Annotated in this window: 11 protein-coding genes and 3 pseudogenes; 9 read left to right on the top strand and 5 right to left on the bottom strand. The window is 66.9% G+C overall.

All coding sequences use genetic code 11. The features are described 5' to 3' along the window. Positions 1-14: 14 nt before the first annotated feature. Positions 15-905, bottom strand: a complete 891-nt coding sequence (gene coxB, locus FRZ33_RS01795; protein WP_146907231.1) for a cytochrome c oxidase subunit II — start codon at positions 903-905, stop codon at positions 15-17. A gap of 340 nt (positions 906-1,245) precedes the next feature. Between coxB and putA the strand changes: the two are divergent. Next, a pseudogene (gene putA / locus FRZ33_RS01800) lies at positions 1,246-4,449 on the top strand (bifunctional proline dehydrogenase/L-glutamate gamma-semialdehyde dehydrogenase PutA). Positions 4,450-4,524: 75 nt separating this feature from the next. Here putA and FRZ33_RS01805 read toward each other — a convergent pair. Beyond that, positions 4,525-5,430: a hypothetical protein gene (locus tag FRZ33_RS01805; protein WP_146907233.1), complete on the bottom strand. Its 906-nt coding sequence runs from the start codon at positions 5,428-5,430 to the stop codon at positions 4,525-4,527. Positions 5,431-5,530: 100 nt separating this feature from the next. On the opposite strand from FRZ33_RS01805, the gene FRZ33_RS01810 reads away from it, so the two are divergent. The 5 genes and pseudogenes from FRZ33_RS01810 to FRZ33_RS01830 all read left to right on the top strand — a co-directional run bounded on the left by FRZ33_RS01810 (position 5,531) and on the right by FRZ33_RS01830 (position 10,769). After that, entirely contained in the window at positions 5,531-7,153 is a 1,623-nt protein-coding gene (locus FRZ33_RS01810; RefSeq protein ID WP_146907235.1) for an ExeA family protein, read from the top strand. Positions 7,154-7,661: 508 nt separating this feature from the next. Next, the gene (locus FRZ33_RS01815; protein WP_146907237.1) at positions 7,662-7,931 is read left to right on the top strand and encodes a general secretion pathway protein GspB; all 270 of its coding nucleotides are present in this window, start codon (positions 7,662-7,664) and stop codon (positions 7,929-7,931) included. 78 nt (positions 7,932-8,009) lie between these two features. Then, positions 8,010-8,618 carry a rhomboid family intramembrane serine protease gene (locus FRZ33_RS01820; RefSeq protein ID WP_146907239.1) on the top strand — a complete coding sequence of 203 codons (609 nt, stop codon included), beginning with the start codon at positions 8,010-8,012 and terminating at the stop codon, positions 8,616-8,618. A 23-nt stretch (positions 8,619-8,641) separates the two neighbouring features. Then, positions 8,642-8,964, top strand: a pseudogene (locus FRZ33_RS01825) (DUF1820 family protein). 17 nt (positions 8,965-8,981) lie between these two features. Beyond that, complete coding sequence (locus FRZ33_RS01830; RefSeq protein WP_146907242.1) at positions 8,982-10,769, top strand: O-linked N-acetylglucosamine transferase, SPINDLY family protein; 1,788 nt, start codon at positions 8,982-8,984, stop codon at positions 10,767-10,769. 7 nt (positions 10,770-10,776) lie between these two features. Here FRZ33_RS01830 and FRZ33_RS01835 read toward each other — a convergent pair whose 3' ends face one another. Next, positions 10,777-11,727: an integron integrase gene (locus FRZ33_RS01835; RefSeq protein WP_425480610.1), complete on the bottom strand. Its 951-nt coding sequence runs from the start codon at positions 11,725-11,727 to the stop codon at positions 10,777-10,779. Positions 11,728-11,972: 245 nt separating this feature from the next. Here FRZ33_RS01835 and FRZ33_RS01840 point away from each other — a divergent pair, with 245 nt between their 5' ends. The 3 genes from FRZ33_RS01840 to FRZ33_RS01850 all read left to right on the top strand — a co-directional run bounded on the left by FRZ33_RS01840 (position 11,973) and on the right by FRZ33_RS01850 (position 14,032). Beyond that, on the top strand, positions 11,973-12,413 hold the full coding sequence (locus FRZ33_RS01840; RefSeq protein WP_146907246.1) for a hypothetical protein: 441 nt from the start codon (positions 11,973-11,975) through the stop codon (positions 12,411-12,413). Between the two features lie 370 nt (positions 12,414-12,783). Beyond that, the gene (locus tag FRZ33_RS01845; RefSeq protein ID WP_146907248.1) at positions 12,784-13,275 is read left to right on the top strand and encodes a hypothetical protein; all 492 of its coding nucleotides are present in this window, start codon (positions 12,784-12,786) and stop codon (positions 13,273-13,275) included. A gap of 451 nt (positions 13,276-13,726) precedes the next feature. After that, on the top strand, positions 13,727-14,032 hold the full coding sequence (locus FRZ33_RS01850; RefSeq protein ID WP_146907250.1) for a hypothetical protein: 306 nt from the start codon (positions 13,727-13,729) through the stop codon (positions 14,030-14,032). Between the two features lie 1,024 nt (positions 14,033-15,056). Here the strand turns inward: FRZ33_RS01850 and FRZ33_RS01855 are convergent. Both FRZ33_RS01855 and FRZ33_RS17905 read right to left on the bottom strand, forming a co-directional pair. Continuing rightward, positions 15,057-15,734 (bottom strand): annotated as a pseudogene (locus tag FRZ33_RS01855) (IS3 family transposase); the annotation flags it as partial. A 71-nt stretch (positions 15,735-15,805) separates the two neighbouring features. Next, positions 15,806-16,222, bottom strand: a complete 417-nt coding sequence (locus tag FRZ33_RS17905) for an ATP-binding protein (RefSeq protein WP_146908828.1) — start codon at positions 16,220-16,222, stop codon at positions 15,806-15,808. Between the last annotated feature and the right edge of the window lie 10 nt (positions 16,223-16,232).

Consider the following 16,232-nt stretch of genomic DNA (forward strand, 5'->3'; position numbering starts at 1 on the left):
TCCGGAATTCTGGTTCAGCCCTCGCCGCCCGCGTCAGCGGGGGCGGGAGCGGTGGCGGCGATGCGGGCGGCTTCGACTTCGTCGCCGGCGGCCTGGGCGGCCAGCCAGGCCTGGTACTCGGCCTTGGGCACCGCCTTCACGACGATCGGCATGAAGCCGTGGTCCTTGCCGCACAGCTCGGCGCAGACGCCGCGGTAGGTGCCCGGGGTGGCGATTTCCGTCCACGCCTCGTTGATGATTCCGGGGATGGCGTCCTGCTTCCAGCCCAGCGCCGGCACCCACCAGGCGTGGATGACGTCGTCGGCGGTGACCACGAAGCGGATCTTGGTTTCGATCGGCAGCACCAGCACCTTGTCCACGTCGCGCAGGTAGTGCGGGTGGGTGGCTTCGTCCGGGCGCTCGCCGCTCTGGCGGATGCGGTCGGACTCGCGGTCGAGGCGGGAGATGAAGTTCACGTCGGTGCCGACGATCTCGTAGCGCCACATCCACTGGTAGCCGGTGACCTTGACGGTCATCTCGTGGCCCTTGGCGGTGTACTGCTCCATCACCTTGGAGGTGGCCGGCACGGCCATGACCACCAGGATCAGGATCGGCAGCACGGTCCAGATGATCTCGAGCTTGGTGCTGTGGGTGAAGTCGACGTCGGGCTTGGCGCCCTTGGACTTGCGGAACTTGAACATCGCGTAGCCCATGGCGCCGAACACCACGATGCCGATCACGACGCAGATCCACAGCATCAGCATGTGCATGTCGTAGGCGTTGTGCGCCGTCTGGGTCACGCCCTCGGGCATGTTCAGCTGCCAGCGGACCGGCTCGCTGTCGGCCCAGGCACCGAGGCTGGCCGTCGCAGCCACCAGGCCGACGGCGGCCTTGGCGACAATGGCGCTTGCTTTCATCGCATTCATCCGAACTTACCCCAACGTGTGGTCTTGGTTCCGGTCCCGGCCCGAGGCCGACACCAGCAATTCTTTGCACCGGGTGGTCCCGGGTCGCGCTCATGGCCCGTCGGGGCCGGAACGCCCCTCGGGCCACGGGGACAGGCCGTGGCGAAGCGCTCGAGCACGCGACGCTCCGCGACCAGCCTCGGGAAAACTGGCGAATTTTAACGGGCCGCGCTCCGGCCGGGCAAGCCAAATCGGTCCCGGCCGGGTGGGTTTCGTGAACCGGGCGGGGTTCCGCGCCCCCGTCCGGGGCACTAGAATCCGCGTTCTCGCGCACGCCCGCGCCGTCTGTCCCTGGACCCCCGTGACCCCGATCCTGAGTCCCGAACTCCCCGGTGCGCCGCAGCCGCTGCGCGCCCGGATCACCGCTGCCTTCCATCGCGACGAGGCCCAGCACCTGGCCGAGCTGCTGGAACAGGCCCGCCTGCCCGCCGCCGACCAGGCCCGGGTACAGGCCGCCGCCGTGGCCCTGGTGCAGCGCACCCGCGTGCGCGCCGCCGACCCCGGCATGGTCGAGGCCTTCATGCGCCAGTACGACCTGTCCAGCGAGGAAGGCGTACTGCTGATGTGCGTGGCCGAGGCCCTGCTGCGCATCCCCGACCGCGGCACCGCCGACAAGCTGATCCGCGACAAGCTGGGCGATGCCGACTGGGACCGGCACATGGGCCAGTCCAGTTCGGTGCTGGTGAACGCCTCGACCTGGGGCCTGATGCTGACCGGCCGCATGGTCAACCTGGCCGACGAGACCCGCCGCAACGCCATCGGCGCCTTCCGCCGCCTGGTCGGCCGGGCCGGCGAACCGGCCATCCGCCTGGCCGTGCGCCAGGCGATGCGGATCATGGGCCACCAGTTCGTGATGGGCCGGACCATCCAGGAAGCGCTGGAGCGCAGCCGCAAGGGTGAGCAGGCCAAGTACCTGTATTCGTTCGACATGTTGGGCGAAGCGGCCTTCACCCAGGCCGACGCCGACCGCTATTTCAAGGCCTACCGCGATGCCATCGGCGAGATCGGCGCCGGCGGTCCCTATCCGGATGTGTTCGCCGCGCCCTCGATCTCGGTGAAACTTTCGGCCCTGCACCCGCGCTACGAGCTGGCCAAGCGCGAACGTGTGCACAGGGAACTGACCCCGCGCGTGCTGGAGCTTGCCCGGCTGGCCAAGGCCCGCGGCATCGGCTTCACCATCGACGCCGAGGAGTCCGAGCGGCTGGAACTGAGCCTGGACGTGATCGCTGGCGCCTTCACCGACCCGTCGCTGGACGGCTGGGAGGGTTACGGCCTGGCCGTGCAGGCCTACCAGAAGCGCGCGCCGTTCGTGATCGACTACCTGGCCGACCTGGCGCGCAAGACCGGCCGGCGCATGCCGATGCGGCTGGTGAAGGGTGCGTACTGGGACAGCGAAGTGAAGAAGGCGCAGTCGGAAGGTTATGAGGGCTATCCGGTGTTCACGCGCAAGGCGAATACCGACGTGAGCTATCTGGCGTGTGCGCGGCGGATGTTGGCGGCTTCGGATGCGATCTATCCGATGTTTGCTACGCACAATGCGCAGACGATTGCGGCGATTCATGAGTATGCGAAGGGCGCACCCTCTCCCCAACCCCTCTCCCGTGAAGGGAGAGGGGCTTCAAGCGGGGTGCGGTTCGAATATCAGAAGCTGCATGGCATGGGGGATGACCTGTATGCCGAGGTGATTCCGGCCGACAGGTTCAACGTGCCCTGCCGCGTGTACGCGCCGGTGGGTTCGCACGAGGACCTGCTGCCCTACCTGGTGCGGCGCCTGCTCGAGAACGGTGCCAATTCCAGCTTCGTCAACCGCATCGCCGACGAATCGCTGCCGCCGGCGGATCTGGTCGCCGATCCGGTGGCGATCGTGTCCGCCTACGAATCCAAGCCGCATCCCCGCATCCCCCAGCCGCGCGACCTGTACCGGTCCCACGGCGAAGACAGGAACAATTCCATGGGCGCCAACCTTTCCAACGACGACACGCTGGCCGCGCTGGCCGCTTCGATCAATGCCGCGATCAAGCCCTGGACGGCGACGCCGCTGGTGCCGGGCGCGAAGGTGTCGGGCACGGCCAATGCCGTGACCAACCCCGCCGACCGGCGCGAGACGCTGGGCGAATGGACCGGCGCCGATTCGGCCACGGTCGAGATCGCGCTGAAGAATGCGGTCGCCGCGCAGGACGGCTGGGACCGGCTGCCGGCCGCGAGCCGCGCGAAGATCCTGGAACACGCCGCCGATCTTCTCGAAGCGCGCATGCCGGAATACATGGCGCTGTGCGTGAAGGAAGCCGGCAAGTCGCTGTCGGCCTCGGTGGCCGAGGTGCGCGAGGCGGTGGATTTCCTGCGCTATTACGCCCTGCAGGCGCGCAAGCTGTTCGGCGCGCCGGAAAACTGCCGGGCCCGACCGGTGAATCGAACGAGCTGTGGCTGCACGGCCGTGGCGTGTTCGTGTGCATCTCGCCGTGGAATTTTCCGCTGGCCATTTACCTGGGTCAGGTGGCCGCGGCGCTGGCCGCCGGCAACTCGGTGATCGCCAAGCCGGCCGAGCAGACCACGCTGGTCGCGTTCGCGGCGACCAGGCTGCTGCACGAAGCCGGCGTGCCGGCCGACGTGCTGCAGTTCCTGCCGGGTGACGGCGCCACCGTGGGTGCGGCGCTGACGAAGGATCCGCGCGTGGCCGGCGTGTGTTTCACCGGTTCGACCGAAACCGCCTGGGCGATCAACCGCTCGCTGGCCGCGCGCAATGCCTCGATCGCGGCGCTGATCGCCGAGACCGGTGGCCAGAATGCGCTGATCGCCGATTCTTCGGCGCTGCCCGAGCAGCTGGTGAAGGATGCGATGGCGTCGGCGTTCGATTCCGCCGGCCAGCGTTGTTCGGCGGCGCGCGTGCTGTTCGTGCAGGCCGACATCGCCGACAAGGTGGTGCACATGCTGTCGGGCGCGATGGACGAGCTGGTGGTCGGTGATCCGGCGCTGCTTTCGACCGACGTCGGTCCGGTGATCGACGAGGATGCGCGGAAGATCCTGGCGGACCACGCGGCGCGGATGGACAAGGAGGCGAAGCTGATCAAGGAAGTGAAGCTGCCGGCGGCCACGTCGCACGGCAGCTTCTTCGCGCCGCGTGCGTACGAACTCGTCGCTGTCGCAGCTGACGCGCGAGGTCTTCGGACCGGTGCTGCACGTGATCCGCTACGAAGCCGACAAGCTTGACGAGGTGCTGGCGGCGATCAACGCCACCGGCTACGGCCTGACGCTTGGCATCCACTCGCGCATCGACTCGACGGTCGAGAAAATCGCGAAGACGGTGAAAGTGGGCAACTGCTACGTCAACCGCAACCAGATCGGCGCGGTGGTCGGCGTGCAGCCGTTCGGCGGCGAAGGCCTGTCCGGCACCGGCCCCAAGGCCGGCGGCCCGCACTACCTGCTGCGTTTCGCCTCCGAGCGCACGCTGACCGTCAACACCACGGCCGCCGGCGGCAACGCCTCGCTGCTCACCCTCGACGACTGACCCAGCGTAAAAAGGGGACAGAGAATATATTTGTTTAAACCAAATATATTCTCTGTCCCCTTTTTTATTGGTGTTTCAGTCTGGATCGCGGGTGGACTCTTTGACGAGGATCCAGCGGCCGCCCTCGCGGTGCATCTCGGCCGTGCCGGCGCGCGGCTGGCCGGCTTCGACGGCGGTGAATTCGAGCCAGGCCTTGTCGCCGTCCTGGCGGCCACCGCTGATCTTCACCTTGCTCGGCGTCATCGCCTGCATCAGCGCCATCTGCGCGGCGAAGTCGGGTTCCTTGCGCGCGGCCTGCATCATTGCGGCGCGGTCGGGCGGCATCAGCTTGAGCATCGCGTCGAAGTCGCCGGCCTGCACGGCCTTGTTCATCGCCAGATAAGCCGCGCCCGGTTCGCCGCCGCCGGCCGGCAGTGCGATGCCCGGCGGCGGTGGCGCATCTTTCGGGTCGCCGAGCAGGACCAGGTCGAATTTCACCCGACAGTCGAGCTCCTGGCCGTCCTCGGGGCTGAAGCGGTATTCGCCCGACACGCGGTTCTTCGCACTGGCCGCCGCCTTGTAGTGGCCGACCTCGTTGGATGAAAAGCTGATGTTGGTGCCCGGCGAGATCCACAGGTACTGCTGGCCCACCACGCCGTCTTCGAGCGTCAGTTCCAGCCGCGCCGATTCGTCCTGCTCCCAGGACTGGTCGCGCAGACCCTCTTCGCGATCGGTGGCGCGGGCCAGGGCGCCGGCATCGATGCTGAAGGTGACGAAGGCCAGCATCACCGGCGGACCTGACGGCACGGGCGCTTCCTCGTCCTCGTAACCGTCGTCGAAATCGTCCTCGGGCTCTTCGGGCAGGAGCCAGGCGGCGCCATCGACCAGCGCGACCTTTCGACCCTCGTATTCACAATGACCCTCGACCTTGGCGGCGGCCAGGGTGGGCAGCAGCCCCAGGCCAAACGCGGCCAGGGCCAGCGGCAGGGCGGCAATACGCATGGCGTGATCTCCGTCGGGAACCACCCGGAACAACGTGCTGAGGCGCCGACATCGGCAACCTGTCCCCATTTTCGCTTTCGTGGCAGGCTAGGCGCCCGCCTTGCCGCGAGATGCCATGTACCTCGAGCACTACGGCCTGAACGAGCCGCCGTTCTCGATCACCCCGGACCCGCGCTTCGTGTACCTGAGCGAGCGCCACCGGGATGCGTTGGCACATCTGCTGTTTGGCATCGGCCAGGGCGGCGGCGGCGGTTTCGTGCAGCTGACCGGCGAAGTGGGCACCGGCAAGACCACGCTGTGCCGCCTGCTGCTGGAACAACTGCCCGAGAACACCCGCGTTGCCCTAGTGCTGAACCCGCGCCTGAGCCCGGAAGAACTGCTGGAAACGATCTGCGAGGAACTTCGCATCGACCTGGCGGGCAAACGCGGCAGCCTGAAGTCGCTGGTGGACGCGCTCAACCACTTCCTGCTCGACGCCTACGCCCAGGGCCTGCGCGTGGTGCTGATCATCGACGAGGCGCAGAACCTGAGCGTGGCCGCGCTGGAACAGGTGCGCCTGCTGACCAACCTGGAAACGCCGAGCCAGAAGCTGCTGCAGATCCTGCTGCTGGGCCAGCCCGAACTGCGCGACATGCTGGCGCGCGAAGACCTGCGCCAGCTGGCCCAGCGCATCACCGCGCGTTTCCACCTGACCCCGCTGGACGCCGACGAAACCGAGGCCTACCTGCGCCATCGCTACGCCGTCGCCGGCGGCCAGCGTTTCCCCTTCACCAAGCTGGCGGTGAAACGCATCCACGCGCATTCGGGCGGCGTGCCGCGGCTGGTGAACATCATCGCCGAACGTTCGCTGCTGGCCGGCTACGCGCACGACGAAGCGCAGATCGGCGAACGCTGGGTGGACCAGGCCGCGCGCGAAGCCCTGGCGCCGCGGCTGTCGAAACTGCCGCGGCCCAACCTGGCGCTGGGCGTGGCGGCGGCGCTGGTGCTGGCGCTGATCGTGCTCTGGAACTGGCCGAAAGCCCCTGCGCCCGACGAACCCGTTGCGGCGCCCCCTGCGACCGTAACCGCCCCCGCCCCCGTACCGGTGCCCTACCTGCCCGGCGAAGCGCTGGACCAGCGCGTGCGCCTGGCCGGCGCCTCCGCCCTGCCGGCCTGGCGCCAGTTGCTGGGCCTGTGGACCGTGCGCGCCGAAGAAACCACTGTGTCCGCCGCCGCCAAGTGTCCCGCCGTACTGGCGCCGGGCCTGTTCTGCCTGCGCGGCCGCGCCAGCCTGGACAAACTGGCCGCCATCGGCCGCCCGGCCCTGCTGCGCCTGCGCAGCGACGAAGGCGAAGCCTGGGCCGTGCTGCTGGGCGCCGACGGCCTGCGCGTGAGGCTGTGGCTGGGTGGCGGCCGTTTCGACACCGACCGGCTGGCGCTGGAACGGCACTGGCGTGGCGACTACGCCGCGATCTGGCGCGGCCCCGCCTTCCTGGGCGCACCGCCGGCGCTGGGCGACAGCGGCCCGGCGGTGGACTGGATCCACGACCGCCTGCGCGACCGCGCCGGCCTGACCACGCCCGATGCCGGCCCGGCCGTGCTCGACACCACCAGCCTGGACGCGATACGCCGCCTGCAGACCGCGCACGGCCTGGTGGCCGACGGCGTGATCGGCCCGGAAACCCTGCTGGCCCTGTCCGCGCGCGAAAGCCAGGGCCCGCGCCTGCGCCGGGGACTGGACTGATGTCGCTGATCCTTGAAGCGCTGCGCAAGTCGGAGGCCGAACGCCGGCGCGGGCAGGCACCCGGGCTGTTCGTCGAACAGATCCCCAAGGCCGCGGCGCGCCGCACGCGCACGCCGGCCTGGGCCTGGGCGTTGGGTCTGCTGTTGTTGGGCGTGATCGCCGCCTGGGCGTGGCGCGAGTGGCAACAGAACACCGTCGCGGATGCCGTGCCGATGCCGTCCGTCGTGAACGATGCCCCGTTGGCGGGTCCGCCGCAGGCCGCGCCGGCCACTACCGGATCCACGAACGACCACGCATCGGCTGTCGCGACGCCAGCGCCCGGCCCCACTGCGAACGACACCACGCCAGAAACGGCGCGAACCGCTGCGCCGCCGGCTGCGGGCACGACGCCCGACGACGCCGCAGCACCGGCCGGCACATCGTCCCCACCGGCCCCGACGCGGGCACCCGCAGAAGCCCCTGCGCCTGACGCTCCAGCAGCCGCTACGCCCGCCCCCCGGCACCCGCGATGCTGGAGGACACCACGCCCGGCGACACCACCGACGACCCCCTGCCCCGCCTGGCCGAACTGCCCGCCAGCGACCGCGCACAACTGCCGCCGCTGAAGCTGAGCATGCATGTCTATGCCGAAGACCCCGCGCAGCGTTTCGTGATCCTCGATGGCAAGCGGCTGCACGAAGGCGCCAGCCCCGCCGCCGGCCTGGTGCTGGAACAGATCCGCCGCGACGGGCTGGTACTCTCGGTGAACGGCCAGCGGGTGTTGCTGGCGCGACCGTAGGAAACACCGCGTGTTCGTCGAACTCCCCATCGACGCAAACCCCATCTGCGCTGGGCCACGCCGCTGCTGGCGGCCTTGATGGTGGCGGCCTTCATCTGGATATCCCTGCTGCCCGACGACGCCGCCTGGCGCGCGACCCTGCTGCGCTGGGGCACGCTGTCGGGCAGCGTCACCGAATGGCGCGCGGCGCTGCGCGATCAACGCCTGCTGACCCTGCTCAGCGCGCTGTTCATCCACCTCGGGCCGGTGCACCTGATCGGCAACCTGCTGTTCCTTTTCATCTTCGGACTGCCGGCCGAACGCAGCCTGGGGCCCTGGCGTTTCCTGCTGCTGTTCCTGGCCGGCGGCGCACTGGCCAACCTGGCCGCGGCGCTGCTGATGGGCACGCCGGCGCGCGCGATCATCGGCGCCAGCGGTGGCGTGTCGGCGGTGATCGGCGCCTACCTGGCGCTGTTCCCGACCGCCCGCCTGGGCGTGGTGGTGCCGCTGGGCCTGTGGCTGGAATTCATCAAGGTGCCGGCGGCGTTGCTGATCGGGCTGTGGGCGGTACTGCAGCTGGCCTTCACCTTCGTCGGCCCGAGTTTCGGCGCGGTGGCGTGGTGGGCGCACCTGGCCGGGTTCGTGGTCGGGTTCTTCTACGCGCTGGCGCTGAAGCCGATGCTGGCGCGGCGCGCGCGCGGCGGCTGACGGCAAGCCTATAATCCGCGGCCATGAACACCCGCATCCTGTACAAGATCACCTTCCTCAACGCCGGCAAGATCTACGAGCTGTATGCACGGCGCGTGAGCGCCAGTTCGCTCTGGGGTTCACTGAAGTGGCGGACCTGGTGTTCGACGTCAACGACGGCCTGGTGGTGGACCCCACCGAGGAACGCCTGCGCGACGAGTTCGCCCACACCCGCGTGCTGCACCTGCCGATGCAGAGCGTGATCCGCGTGGAGGAAGTGGACCGCAAGGGCCAGCTGAGCATCCGCGACGCCGGCACCGGCGAAAAAGTGGTGACGCCGTTCCCGATGCCGGCCAAGCCGCGCTGAACCCGGCCGGTTCGCGGATGAGTGCCGACCCGCAGTTCGTGCAGGCCCAGCAGGCCTTCCGCCAGGGTCGGCTGCAGGATGCGCTGCACCTGCTCGACGCGCTGATCCGGCGCGTGCCCCAGCACGCCGATGCCTGGAACCTGGCGGGCATCGTCTGCCAGGTGCGGCGCGACACCGACGCGGCGATCCGCTATTTCCAGCGCTCGATCGAACTCGGCGGCGGCGCCGGCGTGCTGGTGAACCTGGGCTTCGCGCACCAGAAGCGCGGCGACGCGGCGCTGGCGCTGCAGGCCTACACCGAAGCCGCGCGCCACGACCCGAAGCTGGCCCTGGCCTGGCAGAAACTCGGCGGCCTGCAGGAAGCGCAGGGCCGCCGCGTGGACGCGCTGGCCAGCTTCCGCCGCGCCGTGGCGCTGGACCCCAGCGACCTGCGCAGCCTGGGCGACGGCCTGTACCTGCGCCGCCACCTGGCCGACTGGGGCGAGGACGCGCTGCTGACGCCGGAACGCCTGCTGCAGGGGTTCGCGACGGCGGCGCGCAGCGACAGTTCACCCAGCCTGCTGCTGTCGCTGCCCGAGGCCACGCCGGTGCAGCAACTGGCGGCGGCCCGCACCTTCGCGCAGTCGCAGTGGGGGCCGGTGCTGGCGCTGCCGCCGTTGACCACGAAGGTCCGCGAAACCGGCGGCCGATTGCGCGTGGGCTACATCTCGGCGGACTTCTGCGAACACGCGGTGTCGTACCTGGTGTCCGAGGTGATCGCCGCGCACGACCGGAGCGCGGTCGAGGTGTTCGTTTACGCCTACCGGCCGGCGGCAGCGGACGACCCGTGGCGGCAGAAGGCCATCGCCGCGGCGGACCACTTCCTGGACCTGGACCCGCTGGACGACGCCACCGCCGCCGCGCGCATCCACGCCGACGACATCGACGTTCTGGTGGACCTGACCGGTTACACCGCGCACGGCCGCATGGGCATCACGGCGCGGCGGCCCGCGCCGGTGATCGCGCAGTGGATCGGCTACATCGGCACGCTGGGCGAACCGCGCCTGGCCGACTACATCATCGGCGACGCCATCGCCACGCCGCCGTCGGTGGCCGCGCACTTCAGCGAATCGCTGGCCCTGATGCCGCGCTGCTTCCAGCCCAACGGCCGCCTGCAGCCGGTGCCGCCGCCGCCCACGCGCGCTTCCGAAGGACTGCCGGAACAGGGCGTGGTGTTCTGCAGCTTCAACCAGACCTACAAGTTCAACCCGCAGCTGTGGGACGACTGGTGCGAGATCCTGCGCGGCGTGCCGGACAGCGTGCTGTGGGTGGCGCCGCCGCGCGACGTGCTGGCGCTGGACAACCTGCGGCGCGAAGCCGGACACCGCGGCGTGGCGCCGGAACGCATCGTGGCGGCGCAGCAGCGCGGGCGCAGCGACCACCTGGCGCGCGTGGCCCTGGCCGACCTCGCGCTCGACACCCAGCCCTACAACTCCGGCACCACCGCCAGCGACGCCCTGCGCGTCGGCGTGCCGCTGCTGACCTACCTGGGCGAAAGTTTCGTCAGCCGCATGGCCGGCAGCCTGCTGCACATGGCCGGCCTGCCCGACTGCGTCGTCGACGGGCGGCGCGAGCTGATCAACCTGGCGATCCGGCTGGGCCGCGACGCACCGGCGCGCGACGCGCTGCGGCAACGGCTGGCGGCAAACCTGCCCGGCTGCGGACTGTTCGACCCCGAGCGCTTCGCACGCGAGCTGGAACGACTTTACGCCGCGATGCTGGCGCAGCGACGGGCCGGGCAGCGGGGCACGATCACGCTGGAGTGAGCGTGGCTCAAGCATTGCGGTCAAGCGGGCTGAGCACACCGGAGCCGCCGCGATTGAGCACGTGCGTATAGATCTGCGTGGTCGCCACGTCCTTGTGGCCCAGCAGTTCCTGGATGGTGCGGATGTCGTAACCGGCCTCGAGCAGGTGCGTGGCGAAACTGTGGCGCAGCGTGTGCGCACTGACCGGCTTGGCCAGGCCGATGCGGCGTGCTGCCTGCTTCATGCCGCGCGACAGCACCTGGTCGTCGAGATGGTGCCGACGCTCGACGCCGCCACGCGGATCAACCGAACGGTGTTCGGAGGGAAACAGGTACTGCCAGCCCGGCTCGGTGCCGGCGTTCGGATACTTGCGCTCCAGCGCGAATGGCAGCCAGACCCGGCCGAAACCTTCGCGCAGATCGGCCGCATGCAGCGACTGCACCCGTTCGATCTCGCGCCGGAGCGGCACGGCCAGCGATGCGGGCAGGACGGTGCGCCGGTCACGGGCGCCCTTGCCCTCGCGCACGGTGATCTCGCCACGGCCGAAGTCCACGTCCTTGACCCGCAGCCGCAGGCATTCCATCAGCCGCATGCCGCTGCCGTAGATCAGGCTGGCCATCAACCAGGGCCGCCCTTCCATCGCGGCCAGAAGCGCGCGCACCTCCGCCACCGACAGCACGGTGGGCACCCGCAACGGGCGTTTGGCCCGTACCACCTGCTCCATCCACGGCAGGTCCTGCTTCAACACCTCGCGATAGAGGAAGAGCAACGCCGACAGCGCCTGGTTCTGGGTGCTGGCCGCCACATGGCCACGCACCGCCAGCAGCGAGAGGAAAGCCTCGACCTCGCGCCCACCCAGGTCGCGCGGATGCCGACGCTGATTGGCCAGGATGAACCGCTTGATCCACCCGACATACGCCGTCTCGGTGCGGATGCTGTAGTGACGCACCCGCAAACAGCGCCGAACTTCGTCCAACAAGCGAGGAGCCCGCCCACCCCCACCCCCACCGGATATCCCCGCGTCCGCGCTCAATAACCAGATATCCGTCGTTTGAGCTCCATAACGCCGAATCATCCGGATTGCCCGGAGAAGTCAACATCAGACAACCCATTGGCCCTGCGTAGGATTTCGCTTGACGCCTCCACCGCAACCGGAGAACCATACGGTCCTACGCCTCATTTTCGAGGCCTAATAGGCGTTAGGGCTCTTTGGAGATCAACGCAATGCGCAGTGTTCTCTTATTCGCTGGACTTGCCGCTTCCTGCCAAGTAATAGCTCAGGACTCCGCCGATTTCGCCCGCATGAGCAGGGCTTCGTGGGCAGCGTTCGAATGCGCAGCGCTGGCCTCCGTCTTGGAGAGGCCAGCCGACCAAGAGCGTCTATTTCACTACGGGTACGACCAGGGCAAGAAGTTCCTAGTTGCGGCGCAAGCTGGTCGCGTAGAAAAAAGCGACATTAACTCCATTGCCCCTTCGGGCTTCCTCATGGTTGCACAGGGTCCAACAATCGATTTTATGCTGGGTCGCGTTTTCGAATCTGCACAGGAGAACGCGCTCAAGGACGTTATCACCGCGGATACGGTCTTGCACGACGATTTGAAGCAGAGTTTGGCGTCCAACAAGTTCGTTGCTGGCAACTGCGAAATTCTCGGGCGTGAGCCCTAACTAATCATTCAAGCCGACGCCTTCGGCGCGGCTTAACTTAGGCGTTAGGCATTGAAAAGCGCGGCCCTCCCTAATTCAGCACGCACGATCGCATTGGGCCTTGCGATTTTCGCTTGCGTAGCTGCCGTTACAGTTTTTCTCTGGTGGGTGCAGCCCCTTGCTGCTGGCGCGCTAGGCTTTCTGGTTTTATTTGGCAGCGCGCCAACGATTTTGCATAGCACGGGTCCGCGGCAGGCTGCATCAATAGGTGTCGTTACCGGCTTTCTCATTGGCTCAGCCGTAGCATTGCTTTCGAGCACCTTCGGCGCAGCCTAACTAAACATTCAAGCCGACGCCTTCGGCGCGGCTTAACTAGGGCGTTAGGAATCACATGGCAGACAATCGCGAGATTGAGAGAATCTACCGAGATGGCATGCGAACCTCGGTTACTGAACGCCTGACTGAAGCAGCCCTTGAGCGCATGCGCACTTCTGCTATCGGCGGCGCAAGCATCGCACTCGGTGTAGTTCTACTTCTGCTTCAAACAGACCTTGGCAGCCGCGCCCTAATCGTTGCTTTGTACTCGGCAATCTTTGCAATTCCTGCGTGGATTACTGCATGGCAGTATGTCGAGGCTTATATGTTCTGCGGCAAGGAGTCCCACGAGCACTTCAATAGCTTCAAGGGTTCTTTAGTCGCCGTTTCACTTGCGCTCGCTGGCATGCTTTTACTTTTCGTTTCTGTAGTCTCGCTCATCTGGCACATGTCGGTCACGGCAGCCATTGTCTTTCTAGCGGTTTCCATTGCGGCATCAGTTCTCATCTCCAGACATCACCACGCCGTTCGCGTCTTCGCTGACCGTGCACGCGCCGGTGGTTCCTAACAACTCATTCAAGCCGACGCCTTCGGCGCGGCTTAACTCAAGGCGTTAGGCCGGTGAAAGCATTTCGCGTCGCCACTGTCGGTTTGTCACTTTTGCTAGGCCTCGCGGCGATGCTCCACGTGGTTCTCTTGGCTTCGGACGGAGAGGTCTATCGTCGCTGGGTCTATCTGCAGATGGCTTTACTGTTCACGTGCTCGGCCCTACTTATGGCATCACGGGGGACTCGTGTTGTCCTCCTTATGTCCGCTGTGGCGGTAGCGGCACCGGCAATATTCATCAACCACACGTATCTCAACTACGGCGGGTCTGCCGCGGCGTTGGTGTTGCCTGCGTTGGTGGCGTTGGCGGTAGGCGGCGTGGCAATCTACCAGTGGCTTGGGCGCGGGAGCCCGGCCTAACCAATCATTCAAGCCGACGCCTTCGGCGCGGCTTAACTAGGGCGTTAGGCTTGATGCTCAATATCTCCGACAAGATCCGTGACAAGATTTTCTACGCGGGTGTAGCGCTACTGCTCATGGGCGGCGCACTTGCCTATTGGGCGCTGCAACATTTCGATGCATTGCCCAACCACCTGCGGTTGGCCTCGCTTTTGCCCGTCATGTCAGGGGCAGCGATGCTTCAGGTCGACAATTTTCGAAACTGGTCCACTGTTCACGGACTTGCAAAGGGGCGTGCCATCGGCACCCTTATTGCTCCGCCGATGCTATTACTTGGTGCGGCGCTCTGGTGGTTTATCGCCCCAGATGCTCGTGCCTAACCAATCATTCAAGCCGACGCCTTCGGCGCGGCTTAACTAGGGCGTTAGGCCTTCATCCGCTTCTTCTACTTCGGCCCGTGCGCGGGCCGTTGTCGTTTCTGGGCTTCGGCTGCGCTGGTGGCAGTTCACGCCGCCCGCGTTTGTGGGTTCACGCCCGTGCTGCTCATGCCGCCCGGATCGGTCGCGCTTGAGGACCAGCATTGGGGCGGGCAATCGCTGGCCGTTACGGCCTCTCGCTCCGCGGGCCCGTCCAGCTCGGCCAGCCCCCACTTGCAAGGCGCCAGTCCGTGGCTTAGCGTCCGGCCTAACCATTCATTCAAGCCGACCGCCGGGGATGGACGCGTCACAAGTCATGCTTCTTGGGCCGGCGGCGGCTTAACTTAGGCGTTAGGCCTCAATGAAGCTAGAGAACGCACTTCTAAAAGATCAGGGCAAATCTGGAAGATGCGAACGATGTATGCGTGTCTCGTCGGTGCAGCGATATTGATGGCGTCTGGCATGTGGCAAATTGACTCACTTGCTGCCGGCACTTTTGCGCTGCTCGTGCTTGGCGGCTCAGCACTCGGCCTGCTTGGTCTCGCGTTCTCCTGTATCGCGATACGCTGCGGAAGCTGCGACGCACCATGGTTTTGGCAAGCGGTGAGTAGCAAGCACAGCTCCTCCTGGCTTTCCTGGCTCGAGTCTCAGCAAAGCTGTCCAACCTGCGGCGCCTACAAAGCTGACGGCGCCTAACTCATCATTCAAGCCGACGCCTTCGGCGCGGCTTAACTAGGGCGTTAGGCCTCATGACGGTAAATCTCGCGCCGCAACCAAAGCGCACATCCGCCGAGATCGAAGCAATCGTCGATGCCGAGGTTGCACGCTTCTCGGACAAAGGCCTAGCCGGGCCGTTTCGCCGTTTCGTGGTCGCACCGCGCCATGAGTCCCGGATTTGGGATTGGGCGCCGGGCGCCTTGGAGTTCCCCACTTGGGTTGTCGCCGAAAGCCAACGGTACAACTATGGGATCGTCTACTCGGAGGGGTTCTACCCCGTTTCCACGGACGGTTTGATTAAGGCCTGAAACTCCCGGTCACGCCGGGCAACTCTACGACGCATTCTCGGGTTGTGGAACCGCTCGAGGTAGCCGAAGACATCGGCCCGGGCCTCATCGCGGGTGCGGTAGCTGGTGCGGTGAATCCACTCGCGCTTGATGATCCCGAAGAAACCCTCGCAGGCCGCGTTGTCGCCGCAGTGGCCGACCGCGCTCATGCTGCAGACCAGGGCGTGGCCTCCGAGGAACTTCTGGTAAGTGTCGCTGATGAATTGCCCGCCGCGGTCGGAATGCAGGATCACCTCGTCGCCGCCTTCGCGCTGCCAAACGGCCATCTGCACGGCGCGCACGACCATGTGCCGGTCCTGGCGATGATGCATCGACCAGCCCATGACGAGCTTGTTGTAAAGGTCGAGTACGACGCATAAGTGCAGCTTGCCTTCCTGGGTGACGATCTCGGTGATGTCAGTGACCCACTTGGTCTCCGGCTCCAGCGCGGTGAAATCCCTTTCCAGCAAGTTCCTGACGCCGGCCGGCCGAGTGCCCGGCGGGCGCTTGGGCGCGCCCCGCTTCTTGCGGCGTGGCCAGCCCTGCAGGCCGGCCTTCGCCATGATCCGGGCCACCCGGTTCAGGCTGACCTTTTCGCCTTCGTCGGTCAGATCCTCATGCATGTGTCAAACGACACCCAGTTTCACGCATTAAGGCGACACCCAGATTTACGCACCTCGGGCCGGGGTGAAGGTCAGTTGCGGGGTGTTCCGAGGGTGGCTTCAAGGTCTCTGAGTCGGTAGCTCCTTCCCTTGATGTTGAGGACGTGGGCCTTGTGCAGCAGGCGGTCGAGGATGGCGGCGGCCAGGGCTTCGTCGCCGGCCAGCAGTTCGGTCCAATCGCGCACGGACTTGTTGGTGGTGATCAGGATCGCGCCGCGGCCGTAGCGGTAGGTGACCAGGCGGAAGAACAGGCTGGCCTCGTCGCGGGTCATCGGCTCGAAGCCCAGTTCGTCGATGACCAGCAGGGCGGTGGACAGGTACTTGCGCCGGCGCAGCCGGGCCGGCGGCAGGTGGGCGTCGGCCTTGAGCTGGAGCTTGAGCTCGTCGAAGCGGTAGAACTGGGCGGAGAACCCGTGTTCGACCGCCTTGATGCCCAGGCCGACGGCCAAGTGGGTCTTG

This window comes from Arenimonas daejeonensis (assembly GCF_007993735.1).
Classification (GTDB): Bacteria; Pseudomonadota; Gammaproteobacteria; order Xanthomonadales; family Xanthomonadaceae; genus Arenimonas; species Arenimonas daejeonensis.

Excerpts from the sequence above, each read along its gene's own strand:
- FRZ33_RS01850 (WP_146907250.1), top strand. The coding sequence starts at position 13,727 with ATGCTCAATATCTCCGACAAGATCCGTGACAAGATTTTCTACGCGGGT.
- FRZ33_RS01815 (WP_146907237.1), top strand. The coding sequence starts at position 7,662 with ATGCTGGAGGACACCACGCCCGGCGACACCACCGACGACCCCCTGCCC.
- FRZ33_RS01805 (WP_146907233.1), bottom strand. The coding sequence starts at position 5,430 with ATGCGTATTGCCGCCCTGCCGCTGGCCCTGGCCGCGTTTGGCCTGGGG.
- FRZ33_RS01830 (WP_146907242.1), top strand. The coding sequence starts at position 8,982 with ATGAGTGCCGACCCGCAGTTCGTGCAGGCCCAGCAGGCCTTCCGCCAG.
- FRZ33_RS01845 (WP_146907248.1), top strand. The coding sequence starts at position 12,784 with ATGGCAGACAATCGCGAGATTGAGAGAATCTACCGAGATGGCATGCGA.
- coxB (WP_146907231.1), bottom strand. The coding sequence starts at position 905 with ATGAATGCGATGAAAGCAAGCGCCATTGTCGCCAAGGCCGCCGTCGGC.
- FRZ33_RS01840 (WP_146907246.1), top strand. The coding sequence starts at position 11,973 with ATGCGCAGTGTTCTCTTATTCGCTGGACTTGCCGCTTCCTGCCAAGTA.
- FRZ33_RS01820 (WP_146907239.1), top strand. The coding sequence starts at position 8,010 with ATGGTGGCGGCCTTCATCTGGATATCCCTGCTGCCCGACGACGCCGCC.